The sequence below is a fragment of the Pseudomonas mandelii genome, from assembly GCF_006438925.1.
GTDB lineage: Bacteria > Pseudomonadota > Gammaproteobacteria > Pseudomonadales > Pseudomonadaceae > Aquipseudomonas > Aquipseudomonas mandelii_C.
On sequence record NZ_RCZA01000002.1, the window covers coordinates 531,136 to 552,862 of the forward strand.

Annotated in this window: 16 protein-coding genes and 1 pseudogene; 4 read left to right on the forward strand and 13 right to left on the reverse strand. The window is 58.0% G+C overall.

Annotation, left to right across the window (positions count from 1 at the left end; genetic code table 11):
* Position 1 precedes the first annotated feature (1 nt).
* Both EAH74_RS06250 and EAH74_RS06255 read right to left on the reverse strand, forming a co-directional pair.
* The gene (locus EAH74_RS06250) at positions 2–943 is read right to left on the reverse strand and encodes a glycosyltransferase family 2 protein (protein WP_140677057.1); all 942 of its coding nucleotides are present in this window, start codon (positions 941–943) and stop codon (positions 2–4) included.
* Positions 940–1,314 carry a GtrA family protein gene (locus EAH74_RS06255; protein ID WP_140677059.1) on the reverse strand — a complete coding sequence of 125 codons (375 nt, stop codon included), beginning with the start codon at positions 1,312–1,314 and terminating at the stop codon, positions 940–942. Before EAH74_RS06255 ends, EAH74_RS06250 begins: the two co-directional genes overlap by 4 nt.
* Positions 1,315–1,552: 238 nt before the next feature.
* Between EAH74_RS06255 and EAH74_RS06260 the strand changes: the two genes are divergently transcribed.
* Positions 1,553–2,677, forward strand: a complete 1,125-nt coding sequence (locus tag EAH74_RS06260) for an OpgC family protein (protein ID WP_140677061.1) — start codon at positions 1,553–1,555, stop codon at positions 2,675–2,677.
* Positions 2,678–2,870: 193 nt separating this feature from the next.
* Here EAH74_RS06260 and EAH74_RS06265 read toward each other — a convergent pair whose 3' ends face one another.
* On the reverse strand, positions 2,871–4,289 hold the full coding sequence (locus EAH74_RS06265) for an amino acid permease (protein WP_140677063.1): 1,419 nt from the start codon (positions 4,287–4,289) through the stop codon (positions 2,871–2,873).
* A 361-nt stretch (positions 4,290–4,650) separates the two neighbouring features.
* Entirely contained in the window at positions 4,651–7,983 is a 3,333-nt protein-coding gene (locus tag EAH74_RS06270) for a dermonecrotic toxin domain-containing protein (RefSeq protein ID WP_140677065.1), read from the reverse strand.
* 339 nt (positions 7,984–8,322) lie between these two features.
* On the opposite strand from EAH74_RS06270, the gene EAH74_RS06275 reads away from it, so the two are divergent.
* Entirely contained in the window at positions 8,323–11,442 is a 3,120-nt protein-coding gene (locus EAH74_RS06275; protein WP_140677067.1) for a transglycosylase domain-containing protein, read from the forward strand.
* Here EAH74_RS06275 and EAH74_RS06280 read toward each other — a convergent pair.
* From EAH74_RS06280 to EAH74_RS06310, 7 genes are all read right to left on the reverse strand, one after another.
* Positions 11,439–11,954, reverse strand: a complete 516-nt coding sequence (locus tag EAH74_RS06280; protein WP_140677069.1) for a hypothetical protein — start codon at positions 11,952–11,954, stop codon at positions 11,439–11,441. The genes EAH74_RS06275 and EAH74_RS06280 overlap by 4 nt on opposite strands.
* An 87-nt stretch (positions 11,955–12,041) precedes the next feature.
* Positions 12,042–13,268, reverse strand: coding sequence for a hypothetical protein (locus tag EAH74_RS33780; RefSeq protein WP_430539731.1), 1,227 nt, complete (start codon positions 13,266–13,268; stop codon positions 12,042–12,044).
* Positions 13,269–13,307: 39 nt separating this feature from the next.
* Positions 13,308–13,802 (reverse strand): CS1 type fimbrial major subunit, encoded by a 495-nt coding sequence (locus EAH74_RS06290; RefSeq protein WP_240050479.1) that lies wholly within the window; start codon positions 13,800–13,802, stop codon positions 13,308–13,310.
* Entirely contained in the window at positions 13,799–14,539 is a 741-nt protein-coding gene (locus EAH74_RS06295; RefSeq protein WP_140677071.1) for a molecular chaperone, read from the reverse strand. The genes EAH74_RS06290 and EAH74_RS06295 overlap by 4 nt, the downstream gene beginning before the upstream one ends.
* Before the next feature lie 53 nt (positions 14,540–14,592).
* Complete coding sequence (locus EAH74_RS06300; RefSeq protein ID WP_240050480.1) at positions 14,593–15,837, reverse strand: hypothetical protein; 1,245 nt, start codon at positions 15,835–15,837, stop codon at positions 14,593–14,595.
* A 3-nt stretch (positions 15,838–15,840) separates the two neighbouring features.
* Positions 15,841–18,363 carry a CS1-pili formation C-terminal domain-containing protein gene (locus EAH74_RS06305; protein ID WP_140677073.1) on the reverse strand — a complete coding sequence of 841 codons (2,523 nt, stop codon included), beginning with the start codon at positions 18,361–18,363 and terminating at the stop codon, positions 15,841–15,843.
* Positions 18,364–18,470: 107 nt separating this feature from the next.
* Positions 18,471–18,953 carry a CS1 type fimbrial major subunit gene (locus EAH74_RS06310; protein ID WP_140677075.1) on the reverse strand — a complete coding sequence of 161 codons (483 nt, stop codon included), beginning with the start codon at positions 18,951–18,953 and terminating at the stop codon, positions 18,471–18,473.
* Between the two features lie 516 nt (positions 18,954–19,469).
* Between EAH74_RS06310 and EAH74_RS06315 the strand changes: the two genes are divergently transcribed.
* Both EAH74_RS06315 and EAH74_RS06320 read left to right on the forward strand, forming a co-directional pair.
* Positions 19,470–20,045 carry a PadR family transcriptional regulator gene (locus EAH74_RS06315; RefSeq protein WP_140677077.1) on the forward strand — a complete coding sequence of 192 codons (576 nt, stop codon included), beginning with the start codon at positions 19,470–19,472 and terminating at the stop codon, positions 20,043–20,045.
* A pseudogene (locus EAH74_RS06320) lies at positions 20,042–20,818 on the forward strand (siderophore-interacting protein); the annotation flags it as partial. The gene EAH74_RS06315 and the pseudogene EAH74_RS06320, both read left to right, overlap by 4 nt.
* Before the next feature lie 22 nt (positions 20,819–20,840).
* On the opposite strand, the gene EAH74_RS06325 reads toward EAH74_RS06320, so the two are convergent.
* Positions 20,841–21,491 (reverse strand): Pr6Pr family membrane protein, encoded by a 651-nt coding sequence (locus tag EAH74_RS06325; protein WP_140677079.1) that lies wholly within the window; start codon positions 21,489–21,491, stop codon positions 20,841–20,843.
* Positions 21,492–21,493: 2 nt separating this feature from the next.
* Positions 21,494–21,724, reverse strand: a complete 231-nt coding sequence (locus EAH74_RS06330) for a VF530 family DNA-binding protein (protein ID WP_007944895.1) — start codon at positions 21,722–21,724, stop codon at positions 21,494–21,496.
* Between the last annotated feature and the right edge of the window lie 3 nt (positions 21,725–21,727).

Genomic DNA, 21,727 nt, shown 5'->3' on the forward strand with positions numbered 1-21,727 from the left:
GCTAAATCCCGAGCCGGTCTTTGCCGCCGACGATGTCTTTCACCACATAGCGCGGCCGATGTTTGGCTTCGATGTAGATGCGGCCGACGTACTCACCGAGGATGCCGATGCCGATCAGCTGTACGCCGCCGAGAAACAGGATCGCGGTCATCAATGACGGGTAACCGGGGACGCTGTTGCCGAAGAAAATCTTGTCCAGCACCATGTACACCGCGTAGAGCACCGCGAAGATCGAAATACCGCCACCGACATAAGTCCATAAGCGCAACGGCACCGTACTGAACGAGGTCACGCCTTCCAGCGCCAGGTTCCAGAGTTTCCAGCCATTGAACTTGCTGGTACCCGCCACTCGCTCGGCTCGCTCGTATTCCACCACCACGGTGGTGAACCCGGCCCATGACAGCACCCCCTTCATGAACAACTGATGCTCGGGAAGTGTGCGAATCACGTTGACCACCTTGCGATCCATCAGCCGGAAATCCCCGACGTTTTCTTCGATCCGGGTGTAAGCGATACGGTTCAGCACACGGTAGAACAGCGACGCGCTGTGGCGTTTCAGATAACCATCGGAGGTGCGATCCCGGCGCTTGGCGAGCACCACATCCGCACCTTTTTGCCATTCGCCAATCAATCGCGGGATGACGCTGATCGGGTCCTGCAAATCCACGTCCATGGGAATCACTGCATCGCCGGTGGCATATTCCAGGCCGGCGAACAACGCCGGCTCCTTGCCGAAGTTGCGCGAGAAGTTGATCAGCAAGACCTGTTCATCGGCCTGCGCCAAGGCCTTGACCTCCTCAGCCGTCCGGTCGGAACTGCCATCGTTGATGAACACGATCTCGACTTCTGCCTGGTCAAGCCTCAACTCGCGACGCACGGCCTGATAAAACAGGCTGATCGCCTGTTCTTCATTGAATACCGGAACGATCAACGAGACTTTCATGCACTACGCTCGCGAAAGACTACGTACTTTGAAAACAGAAAGCCCAGCACCAGGCTCAACGCTGAAAAAATAGCCACCGTCAGCAGGCCATGAAGTCTCCACACGTCGCCTGCATGGCCGACGCCCAGACTCAGCGCCCCCATGGATCCCAAGAATAGAAGATAACCGCCGACCGACGCCTTGGCATCGAAGGTGTACAGCGCGTTCATGTAGAAGGAAAACGAAGCGGCAACGCAGAAGGCAGCCAGGTTACTGACAGCCTGACTGAAGCCGGCACCCACGCTCAGCAGGAAGAAGATTTGCCAGTGAATCAGCGTGTTGGCCACCCCGACCACGGTGTAGCTGGAAAATCCTTTCCACAAGAACCTCATGGTGAATCTCCCGTTTCAAGTCATAAAACTTTGAACCTGTCTACTGTCAGAAATCACAGGTGTACGTGCCTTTCAGACCAGCGGTTAGGTCCGCCGCCCTGCCAAGAGACATCCCGTAATATCCCGGTTTTGCAATTACCCGCGAATCACGCCACCCTGCGCGCCGCCAATAAGCGGCGCGCAATCTTTGGCGCCTCGGCTACTCCCTATCTCATCACCCGTTCACGAGCCCGCCGTCATGACGTTTGAGCGCGATCACCGAATCGACTTTTTTCGCGGCCTGGCACTGATCTTCATTTTTTGGGATCACGTGCCTCACAACCCCCTTGGCCAAATCACCCTGCGCAACCTCGGTTTCAGCGATGCCGCAGAAATATTCGTGTTTCTCGCCGGTTACGCGGCCGTTCTGGCCTACGGCAAAATCCTTGCGCGCGATGGTTACCTGATCGCCTGCGTGAAGATTCTGCGGCGCGCCTGGGTGCTCTACGTGGTCCATATTTTCCTGCTGGCCATGCTGATGGGCATCGTGTTCTTCGCCAACAGTCATGTGGAAACCCGCGATCTGGTGGAGGAAATGGGCCTGCATCACTTCATCACCAACCCCCAGCAAGCGTTGACGGATGAGTTACTGCTGCGCTTCAAGCCGAACCTGATGGACCCGCTGCCGCTGTACATCGTGCTGCTGGCGGGATTGCCACTGGTCCTGCCGTTGCTGGTGCGCAAGCCGTGGGCGGTCGTAGCGGTGTCATTGGCGGTGTACCTGCTGGCACCGCGGTTTGGCTGGAACCTTGCGGCCATCAAGGACGGTGTGTGGTACTTCAACCCCGTCACTTGGCAACTGCTGTTTATCCTCGGCGGCTTTATGGCGATTCACGGGCAGCGGCCACGGTTGCCCGACACTCGCCCGCTGTTGCGCCAGCCCTTGTTTGTCAGCGCGGCGGTGTACGTGGTGGTGACCGGCGTGATGACTGTCTCCTGGCGCTGGCCGGAAATACACGATGCCCTGATGCCAGCCAGCCTGAGCAACCTGCTGTACCCGATCAGCAAGACCGATCTGTCGCCGGTCCGTCTGCTGCACTTCCTGGCGCTGGCCTATGTCACCGCCAGGCTCTTGCCCGGCAACGGCTGGACGCAAAACTGGCTGGCGCAGCAATGCTGCCGCATGGGGCGCTACTCACTGGAAGTTTTCTGCCTCGGCGTGCTGTTGGCGCCCTTGGCGGACATGCTCAACGCCCTGACCGACGATGCGTTTGCCATGCAGGTTTTCACCGCGTTGGTGGGTGCCGGGGTGATGGCGTTGCTGGGGGCGTGGCTGGATTTCAACAAGCGGTTGAATCAGCAAATGTCGGTGGCGGCTGCTTAAGATCAAGAGATCGCAGCCTCGTTTCACTCGACAGCTCCTACAGGGAAATGTGTTTACCGATCGTCCGTGTACGGTCGTCAATTGCAACTCCTGTAGGAGCTGTCGAGTGAAACGAGGCTGCGATCTTTTGACCCTCCAAACGCAAAAGCCCCGATCATCACGACCGGGGCTTTTTCATTTCAGGTGTTACGCCTTACGAAGCCGAACGCACCGCACCCTGCGACACATTGGTCGGTTGCAGCTTGAACATGTAGAACAGCACCGTCAGCAGGATCAGGAACGCCGGGCCCACATAGAGCGCCACGCGAGTGTCCGGGAAGTACGCCATCAGGCCGACCACCAGTACCAAAAACGCCAGCGCCAGATACGAGCTGACCGGGTACAACCACATCTTGTATTTCAGGCCGGCACGTTCGCTGGCGCTCAGGCCTTTGCGGAAATTGAGCTGGGCCAGCAGGATCATCACCCAGGTCCAGATCGCGCCGAAGGTGGCAATCGCCGTCACCCAGACGAACACTTTCTCCGGGACCATGTAGTTGAGCAGCACACCCAGTAACAGCACGAAGATCGACAACAGCAACGCGCGACGGGGCACGCCGTTGTTCGAGGTCTTGGCGAAGCCGGCTGGGGCCTGACCGTTCTGCGCCAGGCTGTACAGCATGCGCCCGGTGCTGAAGATGCCACCGTTGCAGGACGACAGTGCCGCGGTGATCACCACGAAGTTGATAATGCCGGCGGCGGTCTTGATGCCCAGACGCTCGAAGGTCATCACGAACGGGCTGCCCTGGGTGCCGATTTCGTTCCACGGGTAGATCGACAGGATCACGAACAGCGCGCCGACGTAGAACAGCAGAATCCGCCAGAACACCGAACCGATCGCATTGGGAATGGTCTTCTGCGGGTTCTTCGCTTCACCGGCGGTCAGACCGATCATCTCGACGCCGAGGTAGGCGAACATCACCATTTGCAGCGACATCAACACGCCTTGCACGCCGTTGGGCATGAAGCCGCCGTGCGCCCAGAGATTGGAAACCCCCAGCGCCACGCCATCGTTGCCGAAGCCGAACGCGATCACGCCGATACCGCCGATCACCATCGCAATGATGGTGACGATCTTGATCAGGGCGAACCAGAACTCGAACTCACCGAAGGCTTTCACCGCGATCAGGTTGATCGAGCCCATGCTGATCAACGCAGCGAGTGCCCAGATCCAGCGCGGCACATCGGGGAACCAGACGCCCATGTACACCGCCACCGCGGTGATTTCCGCGACGCAGGTCACCAGCCACAGGAACCAGTAGTTCCAGCCGGTCAGGAAGCCCGCCAATGGGCCGAGGTAGTCTTGGGCGTAACGGCTGAAGGAGCCGGCGACCGGGTTGTGCACCGCCATCTCGCCAAGGGCGCGCATGATCACCAGGATCGCCAGACCGCCGATGATGTAAGAAAGCATGATTGCCGGGCCAGCCATCTCGATGGCCTTTGCCGAACCGAGGAACAGACCGACGCCGATACAGGCACCGAGCGCCATCAAGCGAATATGCCGTTCGCCAAGTTCGCGTTTGAGCGGGCCGCCTTGAGCGGTCTCGCCATTGGGCAGGTGATTGCCTGGCATAGGGGTACAACCTCGTCTTGTTATTGGATATGACCACCGAGTGTCGAAGCGCTGACCGATATGCCATTGCTTCCCGTAACCGGGCCTGCTTCGTGGGCAGAACCGTCTTGCAGGACAAAACCTTCAAGATCAGCGGGGGCGTGCAGTATAAAAAGCTGGCGACAGAGATTTTCACTCTATAAACCACAAAATTCAGTCATAAATCTCGGCAAAAGTGCGATTCGCGGAGAAGGATTATCTGCGCTTTGTAGGATTTTTCGCTTTTAAAACGGCATCGAGCATTGCACAGCATTGATGCACCCCCATGTTCACCCGGCACCTGGGTCCCGGGTGAACGATTGCAACAAGCAAGCTGTACGGGCTAGGCGAAAGACTTTGCATCCTCTATCCGCAGCGGATCGCCAGCGTGGGCTTCTTTTTGGCCTACAGGCACCTTCGCCGTGACCACTTGTATGGCCATTGTTTTTCTGACTTTCGACGGTTCATATACCGCCACATAGGAGTCCGACTGGCCAAACAATCCCGGTTTGGCCACGGAGTAGCGGGTAATATTCGGCGTGCCCTGAAGAGACTGGTAATGAATATTCCATACCTTGGTTCTTCTGTCGTACTTCATAAACGCAAAGCCCCCCAACAACGTGTCGGCATTGTTGTTTTGATCCGCCGCGATGCCGTAATCGTAATATTCCATGGCAGCAGCCTGTCCCCATCCGTGTTCGCCGCCGGGTAGCGAGTTGTATTGGGCGTCTTCTTTACCGCCCTCGACATGCCTGACGCGCAACACGTTCTCCTCAAGTTGATCCACCACCAGTGAACAGCCGCCGAAACCGGGTGTAAAAACGTAGTCGGGTTCTGCCCATCCGGGGTGAACCGGTATGTCGACGTACCCGCCCTGAGGCGCCCAGTAGCCCGATACTGCGTTGGATTGATCGGGTATTTCACCGGCTTCAATATCGACGATTTTGATGGCATTGAACTCACCCTCCACCGCACCGGAATACCTCATCCGCTGCATTTCAAAAACAAAACGGCTTCCCCCCTGTCTATTCGCAAGTTGCTTGGCAACGCTAGAGGAATAACGAACCTTCCCTGCCTCAAACAGATTGGTGTTGATCGTGACGCGGCTGAATTCCGGCACCGATAGCGCTTGGCGGATGTTGGTCTGTTCGGCTGTAAACGGCAGCCCTTGGTGAGGCCTTCCCCAATCGAGCGGCACGTTTCCCGGATATCGCTGTTCACCCACGGCGATCACAGGCTCCCATAAACCGTTCGGCAATTGTTTGCGCGTAAATACGGGGCTGCCAAACGCCATCGTGTCGGCAGTTGCAATCGCCAGATTTTCCCCACTGGATGAAGTAAAGGACTGCGCACTATCAAAACTTACGGCGTTGTTGCCTCCCCTCAATGAAAGCGGTTGCCATTGATCGGGGGCGACTTGCCAGAGTCGCAGTTCCGTAGCCCGATTAGTGTTGGGGTCAACGATGTTGACGTCCACGATGTCGGCATTGAGATTGAAAGAGTTCCTGATCGAATAAACTGCAACCTTGCCTTTTCCATCGATGTTACGGATGTAAAACTGTTGCCCGTCGGTACTTCGAAAGATGCCTTTCGAAGGAGTCAGTCCGGCAATATCCGACGCCTTGACTGCATACCGTTTATAGGTGGCATTGCTGATTCCCTGTGAGGACACCGGTAATGGCTGAACGGGCGCAACGTCACTTTCAGCGACCCATTCCCTGCCCGCGTCCTGATCAGTCACTTCAGTGACGGATGCATCCAGCGCAGGTTGATTCACCGTGCGATCCAGTGTGTGCTGCCAGTTACCGGCAGTGTCTGCTTCAAGGATCGGTTGATACGCCTGCGGTTTTTTTGGGTGCTGAATTCGCCATTTTCCGATCACCGGATCAAGACGCTTTTCGAAAACATCGTCCTCAACCCGGACATAGTGCCGATCGGCGATCCGGTACTGCCCTTGAGCATTAGGTACGTGGCCCTTCAGGGACACGTCACTGCGGTAAACGGCAAGATCAGGCTTCCACAGGCGCTTCTGCCCATTGGCCAGTTCTATCGCGTTGAATTCAGCGTGAGCAGGCGCCGTGAGCAATTCAAAGGCCGGAATACTTGCCCCCATGGTGATCAGGTTGTCCAACACACCGGCGATGTGTCGCCAGCCCGCTTCCTTATCCCCCAGACTCAGATCCTCAACGCCCTCCAAAACCTCATTCATCAACTGTACAGCTGTCACGCCCAACATCACCAGGCCCACGGGCGGTACCAGGAACGAGGCCAGAGTCAGCATAGTCAAGCCCATATCAAGCAGTTGAACGACCAACCCCTGGCGACCGCTGGCATCGGCATCCTCCGTGGGAACCGCCTGGCTACGGGCGTCGAGCAACAGCTGCGCCTTGTATTCCCGGAAAAGCGTTGTCCAGATATCAAACGCTTGATGCCATGGGTCTCCCGACGGGTCCAGCACTCGCAACTGCAGGAGAAAGTCAGGTGTCTGCTTTTGACGACGCTTGATAGTCATATGCCTAGGAAACTCGCGAGGAACCAATTCAGTGAAACTGGTGAAATACTTTGCGCGGTCTTTGTGCTTCACAAAACGACTGAAGAAGTTCTGATAATCGGTGGGAGCCTCAGACGATTGAGAGGCACCCGGATTTTTCCGCGAAAACTGGCTGATCAGTCGAGCTTTGAACGCGCTCAGTGACGGGTAATATTTGACGGGATGGTCGGGGTCGTCCGGTAGATAAGCGATGAGACCTTTCTGCGATCCGGCATCGGCTAATGGCCACAACTTGTCCAGGGCGCTTTGATCATCGGGTTCAGCCAACTCGAAAATGATGCAGCGGTGCAGCGTCATTCCCATGAAACTCAGACTGCGGCTCCATACGCGTTTGCCGTCGACCCGCACGGATTTGTTGCCGCTTATTATCTCCATCAGTGCATGGTGATGCTTGGGTTCGATATCGTCTTTGAGCAAAGCGATTTGGCTCGCCGCCATCAGTGCCGCTTTGTGATAGCCGACGAATACGTCTCTCCATTTACCTTGGGCAACGACATCATCCCATTTCAGCACCGCCTTTATATGTGCCTGATACTGTTGGCCGAGATTCAGCTCCCTGCACAGTTCAATGAAACGCCCTGTACTCATCGAAACGCGTTTGCGGACCCCTGTCTTTAGCGGCTCGTAGGTAAAAATCTCAGTTCGGTAAAAGTGACTCGGGCGAGCTTCCTCTTCCTCGAAATTATGAAGGGCTGCCTCCAGCAGGGTGAAGTATTCGCTTTGCGGGGAGGAAAAAAGCCGGGACGATGGAGTGAGTTCAATCCACGTTTTATTCACATCGAGATCGAGGTCAAAGAACTCACTGATCCTCTTCTTCAACAGCGGTTCAGCAAACTCTTTCAGCGCCTTGACTCCAGCCATGGCGTCGTTCAAAGCAGTGTGCGCCGTCACACTCGCTTCAACCCGTCGTCTTGCTTCAACACGCTGTTCCGGTAATGCCTTATCAAGCCAGACTGGCATGATTGGAGTAAAACTTTTCAACATGTCCAGATTATGCTTCGACATGGTTAACAGCGGCGCAGGCGTTACCGACTTAACGATTTCCATATGCTCAAAAACCGTGGACTTCCCATTACCAGCTAAAACCGAAACAGCACTCGAGCGAAAACCATACAACTCAGTCATGACATCATCCTTGATTTAGGTAAACGAAGAAAAAGTAAATAACAGGCACATTAAAAAAAGAAGCACATGAGTATTACGAAAAATAATAAAGCGCTCTTTCTCCTCCCACTTAAAACAAGTAACAACTCCGCCAACGCTGCAATTACAAAATAGTGTTTCTGAATGGAATATTGAGGCGAAACTTTTCCGGACGCTGCAGCACCGGTCACCCGCCTTGCGCGGCATCCTCACCGTCGCCCTTTCTCTACGGCTGATCGCTTCACAATTTTTTCACCAACGCCAACCACCGTCTAAGCTTCAGACAAGTCCTCTCAATCTGCGTAAATGGATCAGTCGACTATGGGCGTTTTATGGCAAACCGATTCGAGAAAAAATGTGGTTCCGACTGAACGTGTGGATGAAACGCCTATACCTGAAAAACCCCGAAGCAGTCGCACAAAGCACGGCTGGTGGGCGTTCTGGTTGTTGTTGCTGATAATCCTGATTGTCCTGGGGCTGGCCGCCGCCAAGGAAATGCGCACGTCGAAGTTTCAATCCCGGGAGCTCAGCCAATACGCCGCCAGCCTGAGCTACGAGCTCAAACCCGGTCCCAGCGATGCCATTCGCTATCCGGGGGCGGGTCCTTTCGACCTGCGTCTGGGCTACAGCTCTCTGGATGAATTCCTGCCGCGCCTGATCAAGCGCGACTACGTTGTGGCGTCACAGACCCGGTTTTCCCAAAAGTTGATGGACTACACCGACAAGGGCTTTTTCGTGCCCTACGCGGAGAAAATCCAGGCGGGATTGTCGATCACTGATTGCCGTGCGGCACCCCTCTACCAGTACAAATACCCACAACAACTGTATTCAAGCTTTGCAGCGATCCCTCCCGTGGTGGTCAACAGTTTGCTGTTCATTGAAAACCGCTTCTTGCTCGACCCCCGTCAGCCCCGGGCCAACCCCGCGGTGGATTGGCCGCGGTTCGGCATGGCGGCGTGGTCCCAGGTCGCCAAATTGATGCACCTGCCGGGCCAGTCGGCGGGCGGCAGTACCCTGGCAACGCAACTTGAGAAGTACCGGCATTCGCCCGATGGCCTGACCGTGTCCGGCGCGGAAAAAATCCGCCAGATGATTTCCGCCAGCGTGCGCGCCTATCAGGCCGGGCCGGAAACGCTGGAGGCCCGGCAGAACGTGATTCGCGATTACCTCAACAGCGTGCCCCTGTCGGCAGTACCGGGGCACGGTGAAGTGCACGGCATGGCCGAAGGTTTGCGCGTCTGGTACGGCGCCGACTTCAACGAGGCCAACAAACAGCTGGCCAGCAACGCGACAGATCCGAAAAGCATGTCGGAAAAAGGTCTGGCCCTGCGTGAGATGCTGTCTTTGATGATCGCCCAGCGCCGCCCTTCCCACTACCTGACCAAGGGGCACGAGGAACTGGCCGATCTCACCGACAGCCATATTCGCCTGCTGGCACAGAACGGCGTGATCGATGCGCCACTCGAGGCAGCGGCATTGGCCAGCACAGTGACCTATCGCGACTGGCAAACACAGCCCACCATTCAGCCGATCGAAACCAACAAGGGCATCAGCGTGGCGCGCAGTCGTCTGGGCGGGTTGCTCAACCGTCCGCTGTACGACCTCGACCGCCTTGATCTCTCCGCCACCAGCACCCTGCAAGGCGAGCTGCAAACCAAAGCCACCGAGTACCTCAAACGTCTGGCCGACCCGGTTTTTGCGACGCAGATCGGCTTGATGGGCGAACGCCTGCTCACCCCCACCAGTACCGCCCAAGTGCGCTACAGCTTCACGCTGTTCGAACTGACCCCGGACGGCTCGCGGGTGCGGGTGCAGACCGACAGCACCGACCAGCCGTTCGATATCAATGAAGGCAGCAAGCTGGAACTGGGCTCCACCGCCAAGATGCGTGTGCTGACCACCTATTTGCAGATCATGGCCGAGCTGCACGATAAATACGCAACGATGACCATCCCGGAACTGAAGAAGGTCGACGTCCCTGATCAGGACCGCCTGAGTCGCTGGGCCGTCGATTACCTGATCCAGAACAAAGACCGCAACCTGCCGGCCATGCTTGGCGCCGCGCTGGACCGCAAATACTCCGCCAGCCCCGGCGAAGCCTTTTTCACCGGTGGCGGGCTGCATGTGTTCCATAACTTTCGCAAGGAAGACAACGGCCGCATGCCGACGCTGCGCGATGCGATACGTGAGTCGATCAACCTGCCGTTCATTCGGCTGATGCGTGACCTGGTGCGCTACACCACGTATTCGGGCCCCAACAGCAGCGCCGAATTGCTCAAGGACGACCGCGACCCTCGGCGTCAGGAATACCTGGCCTCGTTTGCCGACCGTGAAGGCACATCGTTCCTGCTGAAGTTCTGGAAGAAGTACAAGAACAAGGACACCCAGGCGCGGCTCGAAACCTTTCTTGACGGCATGCGCCCGACCCCGATTCGCATGGCCGCTGTGCATCGTTATCTGCTGCCACAGGCCAGCCAGCAAAGCTTCAACATGTTCGTGCGCTCGCACCTCAACGGCGCCAAGCTCACCGAGAAGCTGACCGACGAACGCCTCCAACGGCTCTACGAAAGCTACGGCCCTGGCGCCTACGACTTGCCGGACCAGGGCTTCATCGCCAAGGTTCACCCGCTGGATCTTTGGCTGATGGGCTACCTGTTAAACAACCCCGACGCCAAGTTCAGCCAGATCGTCAAAGCCAGCCAGTTCGAACGCCAGGAAGTCTACAGCTGGCTGTTCAAAAGCCGTCACAAGCTTGCCCGCGACAGCCGCATTCGCACCATGCTGGAGATCGAGGCGTTTCTCGACATTCACCAGCGCTGGCAGAAAGTCGGCTATCCGTTCGATCACCTGGTGCCGTCGCTGGCCACCGCCATCGGCAGTTCCGGCGATCGTCCGGCAGCCTTGGCGGAGCTGATCGGTACCATCCTCAACGACGGCGTGCGCATGCCGACACTGCGCATCGACAGCCTGCATTTTGCAGCGAACACGCCGTACGAAACCAAACTGATCAATGACCCGGTTGCCGGCAAACGGGTGATGCCTTCCGAGGTGGCCGCAGCCATGCGCGAAGCCTTGTCCCACGTGGTCGACGCCGGTACCGCGAAACGGGTCTCCGGGAGTTTCGTAACGCCTGATGGCAAACCGTTGGCCATGGGCGGCAAAACCGGTACGGGCGATAACCGTATCGAAGCCTTCGGTTCGGGTGGGCGAATTCTGAGTTCGAAATCCATAAACCGCACCGCAACCTTCGTGTTCTACATCGGCGATCGTCACTTCGGCACGTTGACTGCGTTCGTGCCCGGGCAATCGGCCGAAGCGTTCAAGTTCACCTCGGCCTTGCCAGTGCAAGTGCTCAAGGGCATGGCGCCGATCCTGACGCCGTATCTGCAACCGGGGCGCAACACCGAGTGCCTGGCGCCGACCGCCACGGCGAGCAATTAAACCTCGGAGTCCCAGATCACCGTCACATCGCCGGAGAATTTCGCGCTGCCCAGTTCCAGCATCTGCCCGACGCCGTCCTGCTCCAAGGAAAAATGCAGGGTGCCGGGGTCAGCCATAAAAAAGGCAAAATCGATGTCATTGGCTCCTGCTCCTGCGCGTCCATCCCGGCAGGGTCTTGGCGCAATGCCCGCATCGAGCACCGTAACATCACGCCACTGCGCCGCCGAGATATCAAACATCGCCCTCTGACGAGGATTCGTGTGACGGGCAGGTATGGGCCGAATCGATTGAACATCGATCCCGGTCTCAATGCTGAATAGTCGTTCGAACCCGTTTCCCTCCTGGCATGAGAACGGATTTTCGGCACAGTAGCCGCTGTCCTTTGTGGTGTTCTTGAACTCATTGCTGTGCGGCTTAGCCGGGGCCGGCTCGAACTCGGCGGCAATCTGTACCACTTCAGCCCTTGCCGTCATGCAGGCAGCGAACAGCAGACAACCGTAAAGACGCTTCATGGATTCACCGCATTAAACATCAACTGCACCGTCCCGTAATACTGGCCAGGGATTGAACGCTGCCCGGGAAACGCCCGGCAGCGATGATCAGACTTCCGAATTCCAGATAACCGTGACGTTGCCCGAATAGGTCTTGCCGACGCCGGTGAGCATTTCTTCGACGTGTTCACGGGCGATTTCGAAGTGCAACTGGCCGGGTTTGCGATCGACGTAATGCCCTGGCTGGAACAGTTCGGTGCCACTGCCGTCACGCAGCAACGGACGGCGGCTGACAGGCTGGCCGGCGGCGTCGGTCAGTCCCGAGGGCAAGGTGACGCTGAGGGTCAGCGGCACGGCGTCGCCGGAATTCGGTTCGCGCAAATAACAGTGATTGCTGCTATCGCCGTACTGGCAATCGAGCTGCATCTTGAAACGGCTGGAGGCCGAGATATTGAAGGTCTGGTCGCGGAACAAGCGCTCCGGCCGGCGATTGCGTTGTAGCCAGGCTTGCCAGCCACCTTGCGGGATCAGCTCGACGCGATTGCCACCGGGCGGCACTTCGACCTTGAGGGTGTGTTGCACGTCGAGGTTGAAGTTGAAGGTCAAGATGTTGTCGTTGGGAATCATGATGTCGCCGAAGTCGAAATCCTGGTTCGGCCCAACCGTGTAGGTGATCGATCCGGTGTAACGCCCCGTGGACATGCCCAAAGGGTTGGGCGTTTTCAGTTCATAGGCGTATTCGAAGTTGACATACGAGAGCTGGGGCACTTCCAACACGTGAATCAGGCTGCAGGTCCCCGCACCCTCAGGAACAATCCAGAACCACAGTAAATATCGGCTGCTGCCGGTATTCATCCCAGTCGACACGCAAGGCGCCGGTGCAAACTGAAAGGTTCTTGGCGCCCACGATCGGGTGCCTCCGGGGAGGGTATCAAAGCGATTGCCAATCCCGGCAATGCGCACCTGCACTGTTTCCCTCTCGCCTCTATCTGAAACCACTTCGAAACTGCGCCACTCGGAAGGGACTTTAAACATCACACCTTTACGAACATCGGCGGGCCCAGGCCCAACATGATTGAGTAGCAACGGCGCATTGGCCGTGAAATTGATATCCCATGTACGAATGCTGAAAATCCCAAGGGCCTCGCACCGTGCCGGCATGTGCCCTGGACAGACCCCGCTTTGAGGCGTGGTATTGACGAATTTGTTCTGCATCGGGTTGCTCGGGTCCGGTTTGAATACAGCCGATATTTCTTGCGTGGCGGCAGTCGCACAAAGTGTGACTAGCCACAGCAATGCGCCGACTGAAACACCACCACAACCCGCTCTAGTCATTCGTTTTTTCATGTGCATGGCTCCGTGCTCCGAAAGCACTCATGGATTCACCGCATCGAACATCAGTTGCACCGTCCCGTAATACTGGCCGGGGACATACCCGTCGGCAGGTTTCGTTGCGGCGATCTCCAGCCGCACCCGCTGACCGACCCGGGCCTGCTGCTCATCCACTACCGGCGTCTCGAGCAACGACAACAACTGCCCATTGAACCGCACCGCCAGATCAATACGCTCACGGCCATTGAACAGAAACGGCTCGGCCGCCAGCCGTGCGGAAATACTGCCGCTGGCGTTTTTCACATCGAAATGCTCGCGCAATGGCGAGAGTTCGGCGCTGACCGGGTTCCACGCCATGACCTGCTCGCGCTCCAGGAACCCCGGATTGACCGGCAACACATAAAACTCGCTGGTGGGGATGGTCACCGAGACGTGGAAGGTTTGCTCTTCACGGATCGCCAGTGCGTGATTGCAGGCCAACAGTAAAACGGTGCACAGGGTGACCTGGACCCCGCGCTTGAGACCTGAGCGCTTCACCCTTTCACCTCATAATTTTTCTGCGCCGCACCTTCCACCAGTTTGAAGCGGTACTGACGCCCGGCCTGCTTCTCGAAGCGGAACGCCTTGCCCGGCAACACATGGTTCTTGGTGATCGGCTGGCAATCGTTTTCATCGCTGGCGGCGCAGTCCTTGAAGTCATCGACCACCACCACGGTATTGCCGTTGTTGCTCAACGCATACAGGCCGGCTCGGTCGTCAATCTGCGTGTTGAAGCGCGCATCCTTGGGCCGCACGAAGAAAATCGTGCCGTAACCGGCCAGCACATTGACCCCGGCCGAGAGGGTCTTTTTGTACTCGTCGCGCTCCTCGCTGGAGACCGCGAATTCGTCCTCCTTCTCCGGCACCACCGGCACGAACCGCACGCGAAAATAACGTTCGCGCTCGCGCTCACCCATAAACAGCAACCGGGTGCCCTGCATGCCGTTCACCGGCACAATCAAGCGCGCCGGGCTGGCCATCAGACCGTCCCGGGCGCTGCTGTCGGCCTGGGATTTGATCGGCAGTTCCGTGGGTTTACCCTCGGCGTCATAGACGATTTCGTGAATATTGATCTTGACGAAGGCAGTGCTGTCACCGCCGTTGAAAACCCGTTTCAGGTAGGTGCTTTTGTCGCCATCCAGGTAGTCGTAAACCACCCCGACATTGATCGCCGGCCCGGCCTCGGCCAACAACGGTAACAAGCCTGCACCCAACACTGCCCACAGACGTTTCATCACTTTCGATCCCTCAGGTTGAACGCTGCCCGGGAACCTCCCGGCAGCGATGATCAGATTTCCGAATTCCAGATAACCGTGACGTTGCCCGAATAGGTCTTGGCGACCCCGGTGAGCATTTCTTCGACGTGTTCACGGGCAATTTCGAAGTGCAACTGGCCGGGTTTGCGATCGACGTAATGCCCCGGCTGGAACAGTTCGGTGCCACTGCCGTCACGCAGCAACGGACGGCGGCTGACAGGCTGGCCGGCGGCGTCGTTCAGTCCCGAGGGCAAGGTGACGCTGATGTTCAGCGGCACCGCCCCACCGGAATTCGGTTCGTACAACAGGCACTGATTGCCGCCATCACTGTATTGGCAGTCGAGTTGCATCTTGAAACGGCTGGAGGCCGAGATATTGAAGGTCTGGTCGCGGAACAACCGCTCCGGCCGGCGATTGCGCTGCAACCAGGCCTGCCAGCCGCCTTGCGGGATCAGCTCGACGCGATTGCCGCCGGGCGGTACTTCGACTTTGAGGGTGTGTTGCACATCCAGGGTGAAGTTGAGGATTAACGCATCATGAAAGACGTCCATGTTGTCACCAAAATCGAAATCCCTACCCGGGCCGATGCTGTACTTCAGGGTGCCGGTGTATTGCCCCGACGACATGCCCAAGGGATTGGGCGTTTTCAGGGCGTAGGCGAATTCGAATTCGGCGTATTGCAGCCTCGCAAACTCGGTCCCGGGTTGTCGACTGCACACACCGGCACCTTCCGGAACCAGCCAGAAGAAATATATCATTCGGGTGCCCGCCGCAATGTATCCGGTGCCTTCACAAGGACTGGGGGCGTTGCGCCACTGCGAGTCCCATCGAACACCGGGTAACTCCCATGAACCGACACTGTCACTCATGTCCATGCGGTGGCCGATGCCGGCAATACGCATCTGCACCGTAGAGACCTCACCGGTCCCCGTGTGGGTGACTTGCACATCCCGCCACTCCGAAGGCACTTTCCACATAGCTCCCTGGCGAGGGTCCTTCGGGTTGGGATAAATAGGCCCCTTGGAATGTGCAAAAAGGGTACTAATGCGAAGACTGAAAATATTCAACTGCTTGCACCTGGCCGGAATGTGCCAGGGACACACACCGCTTTCCGGCGTGGTATTGACGAACTCGTTCTTCAGCGGGTTCGCCGGATCGGGGTTGAACACCGCCGAGATGTCCTGAACCAACGCATTCACCGGCGCCGCGAACGCGCCACACAGCGCACCCACCAGCAGGACCTGTCGGGTACAGCACTTATAGAATGTTCCAAACATGGCTCAACCTGCCGCGTGAGAAGTAAAAGAGCTGTCCGCCAGGGTGTCGGGCGTGCAGCGCAGATCGCCGATCATCAACACATCCTGCTCAACGCGGGCCTTGCTCGGGTCGAGGCGGAACTGGCACAGCAACTGATCGCCACGCCGTACTTGCAGGGTCGGTGAACCGGCGTTCATTTCCATGGAGAAGAAGCCGTCGACCTCGCTGACCCCACGGCTGGCGTGGTTGATGATGTGGTGCCCCTTGAGCGGCAGGCCCTGGGGATCGAGCAAGCGCCCGAGCACGGTCACGGTTTTCATCACCTGGACCTTGCGATAGGCCACGCCGCCCTTGTTCAGGTGATAACTCATGCGCGCCGGTTGAATGCTCGCCGCCGGCACATGGTTGCCTTCGAAATCGAAGCTCACCGAGCCGCTTTTGTAGGCGGTGATCGGCACAAAGTTGCGTCCCGGACGCAATGCGGTGCTGCCGCCGCTGAGGTCATCGGCGCGCAGGGCGATGGCGTCCACGTCTGACTCCACGTCGATAATCATCCCGGCGCCACGGCCCTGGAACTGACTGGTCAGGACCATTTTCTGGCCGCCCACGGCGAAGGTGCTGTCCAGGTTCAAACCACCCGTGACGTCGCCGCTGAAGGACGAACGCTGGGCGAAGGCATCGCCGAGTACGGTGTCGGTCATGAAGCTCGTGGTGCCGGACACACCGAGGCCGTAGGTGTCGGTGATCGCGGTGGCCGAGACGCTTTGCAGAATAAAATCCTGCAAGTCTTTGCGATAGGTCAGCGAGGCGTTGTTGTCGCGCCCGCCATCGCGGGAAGTGCGCGAGCCGATGCTGCCGGAGATTTGCTCGCCCGGACCGCCGAGGGCCAGGCTCACGCTCAGGTCCACACCGCGATTACGCTTGTCGCCACTGCTGGTGCTGCCCGGCCGGTCGAATACGGTGAAACGCCAATTGGCGTCGTTGCCAAACAGATTGCCGCGCTGGGTCCAGCCCAGGTCCAGGCCGACGCCTTCGACATTGCCTTCGCTGTGGGCCACCCGGCCGTTGAGCGAGGTGCGATTGTTCAGGCGATGGGTCAGGGACAGCGACGAGTTGCTGGTCTGGCCGTTGAACACATTGCGCTGGCGAATGCGCGTGCCGTCGGGCAGGGTTTCGTAGGTATTGCGAGTGTCGAGCCAGCTGCGATTGTGGCTGACCACCACGTTGCCCAGGCCGTAGCTGTAGAGCCCTTGGAAATCGAGGCCGGTGCCGTGGTCCTCGGTCTGATAGACGTTGGCGAACAGGCTGGCGTTGTTGGCCACGGTCCAGTCCACGGACGTGCCGTACTGCAACTGATCCCGCACCTGACGCCCGGACAAGCCCAGCACCACTCGTGGGTGCAGCAGGTAGTTGAGTGCGGCGCCGGCGGTCATGTCGCCTTCAGCCTGTTGATCCCAGTTGCTGAGCAGCTTGCTCTCGCGCCCGGCAAACAGGTTGTAGCGCCAGCGTTCGTCGTGGTTGCGCCAGTTGTTCGGTTTGTAGACCAGTTCTTGCGTGGTCGAAGTGATCTGGCCGTCTTCGATAAGCCGCACCTCGACCTCGTAGATGCCACCGGGCAGTGGCCGGGTATCGAGGGTTTGCAATCCGGCGGGCACCGGTTGAGTGTTGATCAGCAGGCCATTGCGATAGATCTCCACCGAGCCGAGACGGTTGGCGGTGACGTAGATCGGATACACGCTGGGCTTGGGATTATTGATCGCCAGGCTGTCGGAACTGCCGTACATCACGCCGACCGCGGTGTCCGGGCTCGCGCCGAACGAACGGGGCTGGCGACTCAGGCCTTCGGAGTTGGGCATGAAATAGCCCAGGCGCAGAAACTGGCCTTCCAGTTCGCGCTGGGTATAGAGCTCGTGTACCGCGTGATAGAGCTGATCGTCTGGCCCACCGAGCCGGGCGAGTTGCAGGTTGACGCTCTGGCTCCAGTTGCCGAGGCTGCTGCTGGCCTCAAGACCGAATCGGCCGCCGAGGTCTTGATCCTGCCCGCCGTTGAGATTCAGCTGATTGCGCACGATCAGGCCGGTGCTGCCACCTGGCGGCTGCTCGTAATAAGCCTGGGGCTGGTCGGCGCGCTCGGCGTTTTCGGTGACGAGCGAGACCAGGGAATTTTCAAGGTTGTAATGCACGGCCAACAGGTTTTCCGGGCAACTGTTAGTGCAGGCCCCCAGTGGCACGCCTTGTTTCAGATAAGTGGTCAATGCCTCGCGCTCAGTGGCTTTCACGTCGCTGTCACGAACATCGGTTACTTCAAGTAAGGTGATGCGGTCATCGCGGGATAACACCACCATCGCCTCACCCAGAAACTGTTGATCACGTTCAATTCGAACCGCCAGCGGAACATCAAAGAAGTGCTCTTCAAACTCGGCCGGCAAACCCTTGGCCTGGGCGAGCAAAGAGCGCGGCATATAATTACCGTTAGTGGGCGCGGCCAGGGCTGCTGAACAAAACAGCAAGGCAAGCGCTGCCGCGATGGGCGTCATCGGGAACATGAACCGGATACTCTGAATGCGGACAGTAAATACGTTGAAACCCGGTCGGCCGGTTAGATAGACGGACCGATCGGGGCGTGTCAGTCAACGAACAGAAGGAGTGTCCTTCAGCGCGGTACGGCGTCGAACATTACCACCGGGTTGCCGGTGAACAAGCCAACCTGGTCATCCGCTGGTTTGGCGGCGGTGATCACCATGTCGGCCTGCATGCCACCATTGGAAGGCACGTCAGGGGCGACTTCTTCTGGCGTGGCGCCCAGTACCTGACCACCGATGGCGATGGTCAGGGGAATCGAGCTGGAACCGTTGTACAGCGCGGCGGTGCCGCCCTCGATGTAGGCCTTGATCGAACCGTTCATGTTTTTCAGGTCGTAGGTCTGACGCAGCGTGCTCAGCTCTCCGCTCACCGTGTTGTAGGTCATGGTCTCGTCCCGACCGAAGTTTGGATCCCGCGGTTTGGCATGGAACTCGGACGGTGAAATTTCGGCCTTGATGTTGATAGTGGTGCTGGCGTCATCCTTGGCCAGAGCAGCAGTCGAGCCGAAAACCAGAACAGCCAGCGGGGTGAGGATTGCGAGTTTCTTGAACATTACTTATTACCTGTTTTCTAAATTGATCGGACCGTCGAATGTCATCAAGCGCTGCCATCACTCACGAGATGATGGCGATTTGGCTCAACTTTCGACGCCGGGAATATTCGATCAATTCTTTCGGAAAGTAAGCCGGAAAGTTCCTCAAACCCTGTAGCCAAAGCGCTATAAGACTCGAGTGAAAAAGCATTGAATAACGGAAAATATAAAGTGCTACTGTAAGAAACAGACTACAAAGTTCGAAAATACGGCAATTAACGGCCCACATTAACCAACCTGTTCCTGTAAGACAAGTACCACATCTACCGCAAATATTAGCTCTAATTTATGCATTAGAGAGTTTGCACTAATTACGCCGATTTACTTCAACTAAAAGCGCTTATTTTTTCCAAAAACGGTTTTTTTCATAGGTGTCTTTCGGTCAAGCGCGTGGAAAACCATTGGTCGGGAGGCCTTGATTCTTTCTAAAGATATATCTTAAGTTGTATCTAAACACGACGAAGAGAAGGCAAGAAAATGAGAGACCATCATTTCCCCCACCGCGAACACGGTGACGGCCGCGACGGCTTCGAGAAGCGCCCCGGGCGCGAACGTGGCGGGCGCGGCCCCCGGGTGTTTGCGCCCGGGGATCTGAAACTGTTGCTGTTGGCAATGATCGCCGAGCAGCCCTGCCACGGTTATGACCTGATCCGCCAGATCGAAAGCATGTTCGACGGCGCCTACAGCCCCAGCCCCGGCGTGATCTACCCGACCCTGACCTTTCTGGAAGAGAGCGAAATGATCCTGGGCGACGCCGAGGGCGGAAAAAAACGCTACACCATCACCGAGGCCGGACGTCTGTCGTTAAGCGATCAGGCGATCGCACTGGATGGCGTGCGGATGCGCATCGAGGTCAGCAAGCGCTCATTGCGCGGCCATGACCGCCCCGCCGAGATTCACGAAGCAGTGCACAACTTGCGTCATGCCTTGCAGATGCATCACGGCCGCTGGAGCCCGGAAGAAATCCTGCGGGTGCGCGACCTGCTTAACAACACCGCCAAAGCCATCGTCGATGGCCCTGTCGTTCAACCCGCTCAGGAGCAAGCCGAATGACTGAAGTGATCGTGCAAACCATCCACCGTGTCAGCCACGAGATCAAACGCCGTCGTCTGGAGGTGTTGCGGGTGGTCGACCTGACGCCGCGCATGCGCCGCATCACGCTGGGTGGACCGGAATTGGCGGGCTTCGTCAGCCTCGGCACGGACGACCACGTCAAACTGCTGTTTCCACAAAACGCGGCTGAACAAGCGGCCCTGGAAACCCTGGTGCTCGGCGCCGGTAAAGACAACGGGCCGATGCCGGCGATGCGCGACTACACACCGCGTCGTTACGACCTGAACACACTGGAGCTGGACATCGACTTCGTGCTGCACGGCGACGGCCCTGCTTCGACCTGGGCCGAGCAAGCCAAACCGGGCCAATTCCTGCACATCGGCGGGCCACGGGGCTCGATGGTCGTGCCGGACATCTTCGACAGCTACTTGCTGATCGGTGACGAAACTGCCCTGCCCGCGATCGCTCGGAGGCTGGAAGGCCTGGCGGCCAATCGCCGGGTATTGGTGATCGTGGAAGTAGAGAACGGCGCCGAACAGCAACGACTGGAAAGCGCCGCGCAGGTCAACGTGATCTGGGTGTTGCGCGAGGGCGGCAAGGACAACCTGCTGAAGACAGTGAAGCAGCTGCAAGTGCCCAGCGGCAATCTGTACGCCTGGGTGGCGACCGAGAGCAAAGTGTCGCGGCAGATACGCCGGGTGTTGCTCGATGAGCACGGGCTTAACGAGCAGTTCGTCAAAGCCGTCGGCTACTGGCGGCTGGATGACAGCGAGGCTGCGATCTTTGCTTTTCAAGTCAACGACGAAGGTACCGATCCAATCCCACGATCAGTAATGCAATCGCGACAAACCCCACCAATATCCCCCCGGCATTGAGAAACACCTGTGGATAACCCAGCGTGCTCACATCGATGAACGGATACGGGTAGGCCGCGAGCAGATGCCCGCGCTGCAGCACATAGGCGAAATACACCAGCGGATACATCACCCACAAGGCGATGTGCCCCAAGCGCAATGTGCCTTTGGGTACGCAGCACCACCAATACACCAGAAACAGAAGCGGCATGATGTCGTGCAGCAACTCGTCGGCGAGCAGCTGCCAGCCTTCGGGATGCCACAGATGGCGCAACAGCAGGCTATACGCGAGGCCGACCACGGCGATGCTCACGGCAATCCCACTGCTGACCGACGGCTGCAAAAACCAGCGGCGCGCCGCCGACTCCCGCGATGTCAATTCACAGGTCAGCACCACGGCCACCAGGGTATTGGTCAGCACGGTAAAAAAGCTGAAGAAACTCACCAGCCCGCCCAACAGGCTGGCTCCAATGCTCCAGCGTGTGCCGAGAATCAGGTACAGCTGGACACTCAGGGCAAACCAGCCCAGCACTGCGGCCACGGCAACACAGCGACGCCTCGCGGCAGACCCCGGCGTCGAGAGGCTAACCATGTTCAGACCGGGCGCTTGGTGCGCATCAACTTCACGTACAGGCGTTCGACTTTCTCCCGCGCCCACGGGGTTTTGCGCAGGAATGTCAGGCTCGACTTGATGCTCGGGTCACTCTTGAAGCAGCGGATATCGATGCGCTCGGCCAGCCCCGACCATTCGTAGTGTTCAACCAGCGCGTTGAGGATTTGCTCCAGCGTCACACCGTGCAGCGGGTTGTTGTTCTGTTCGGTCATGCC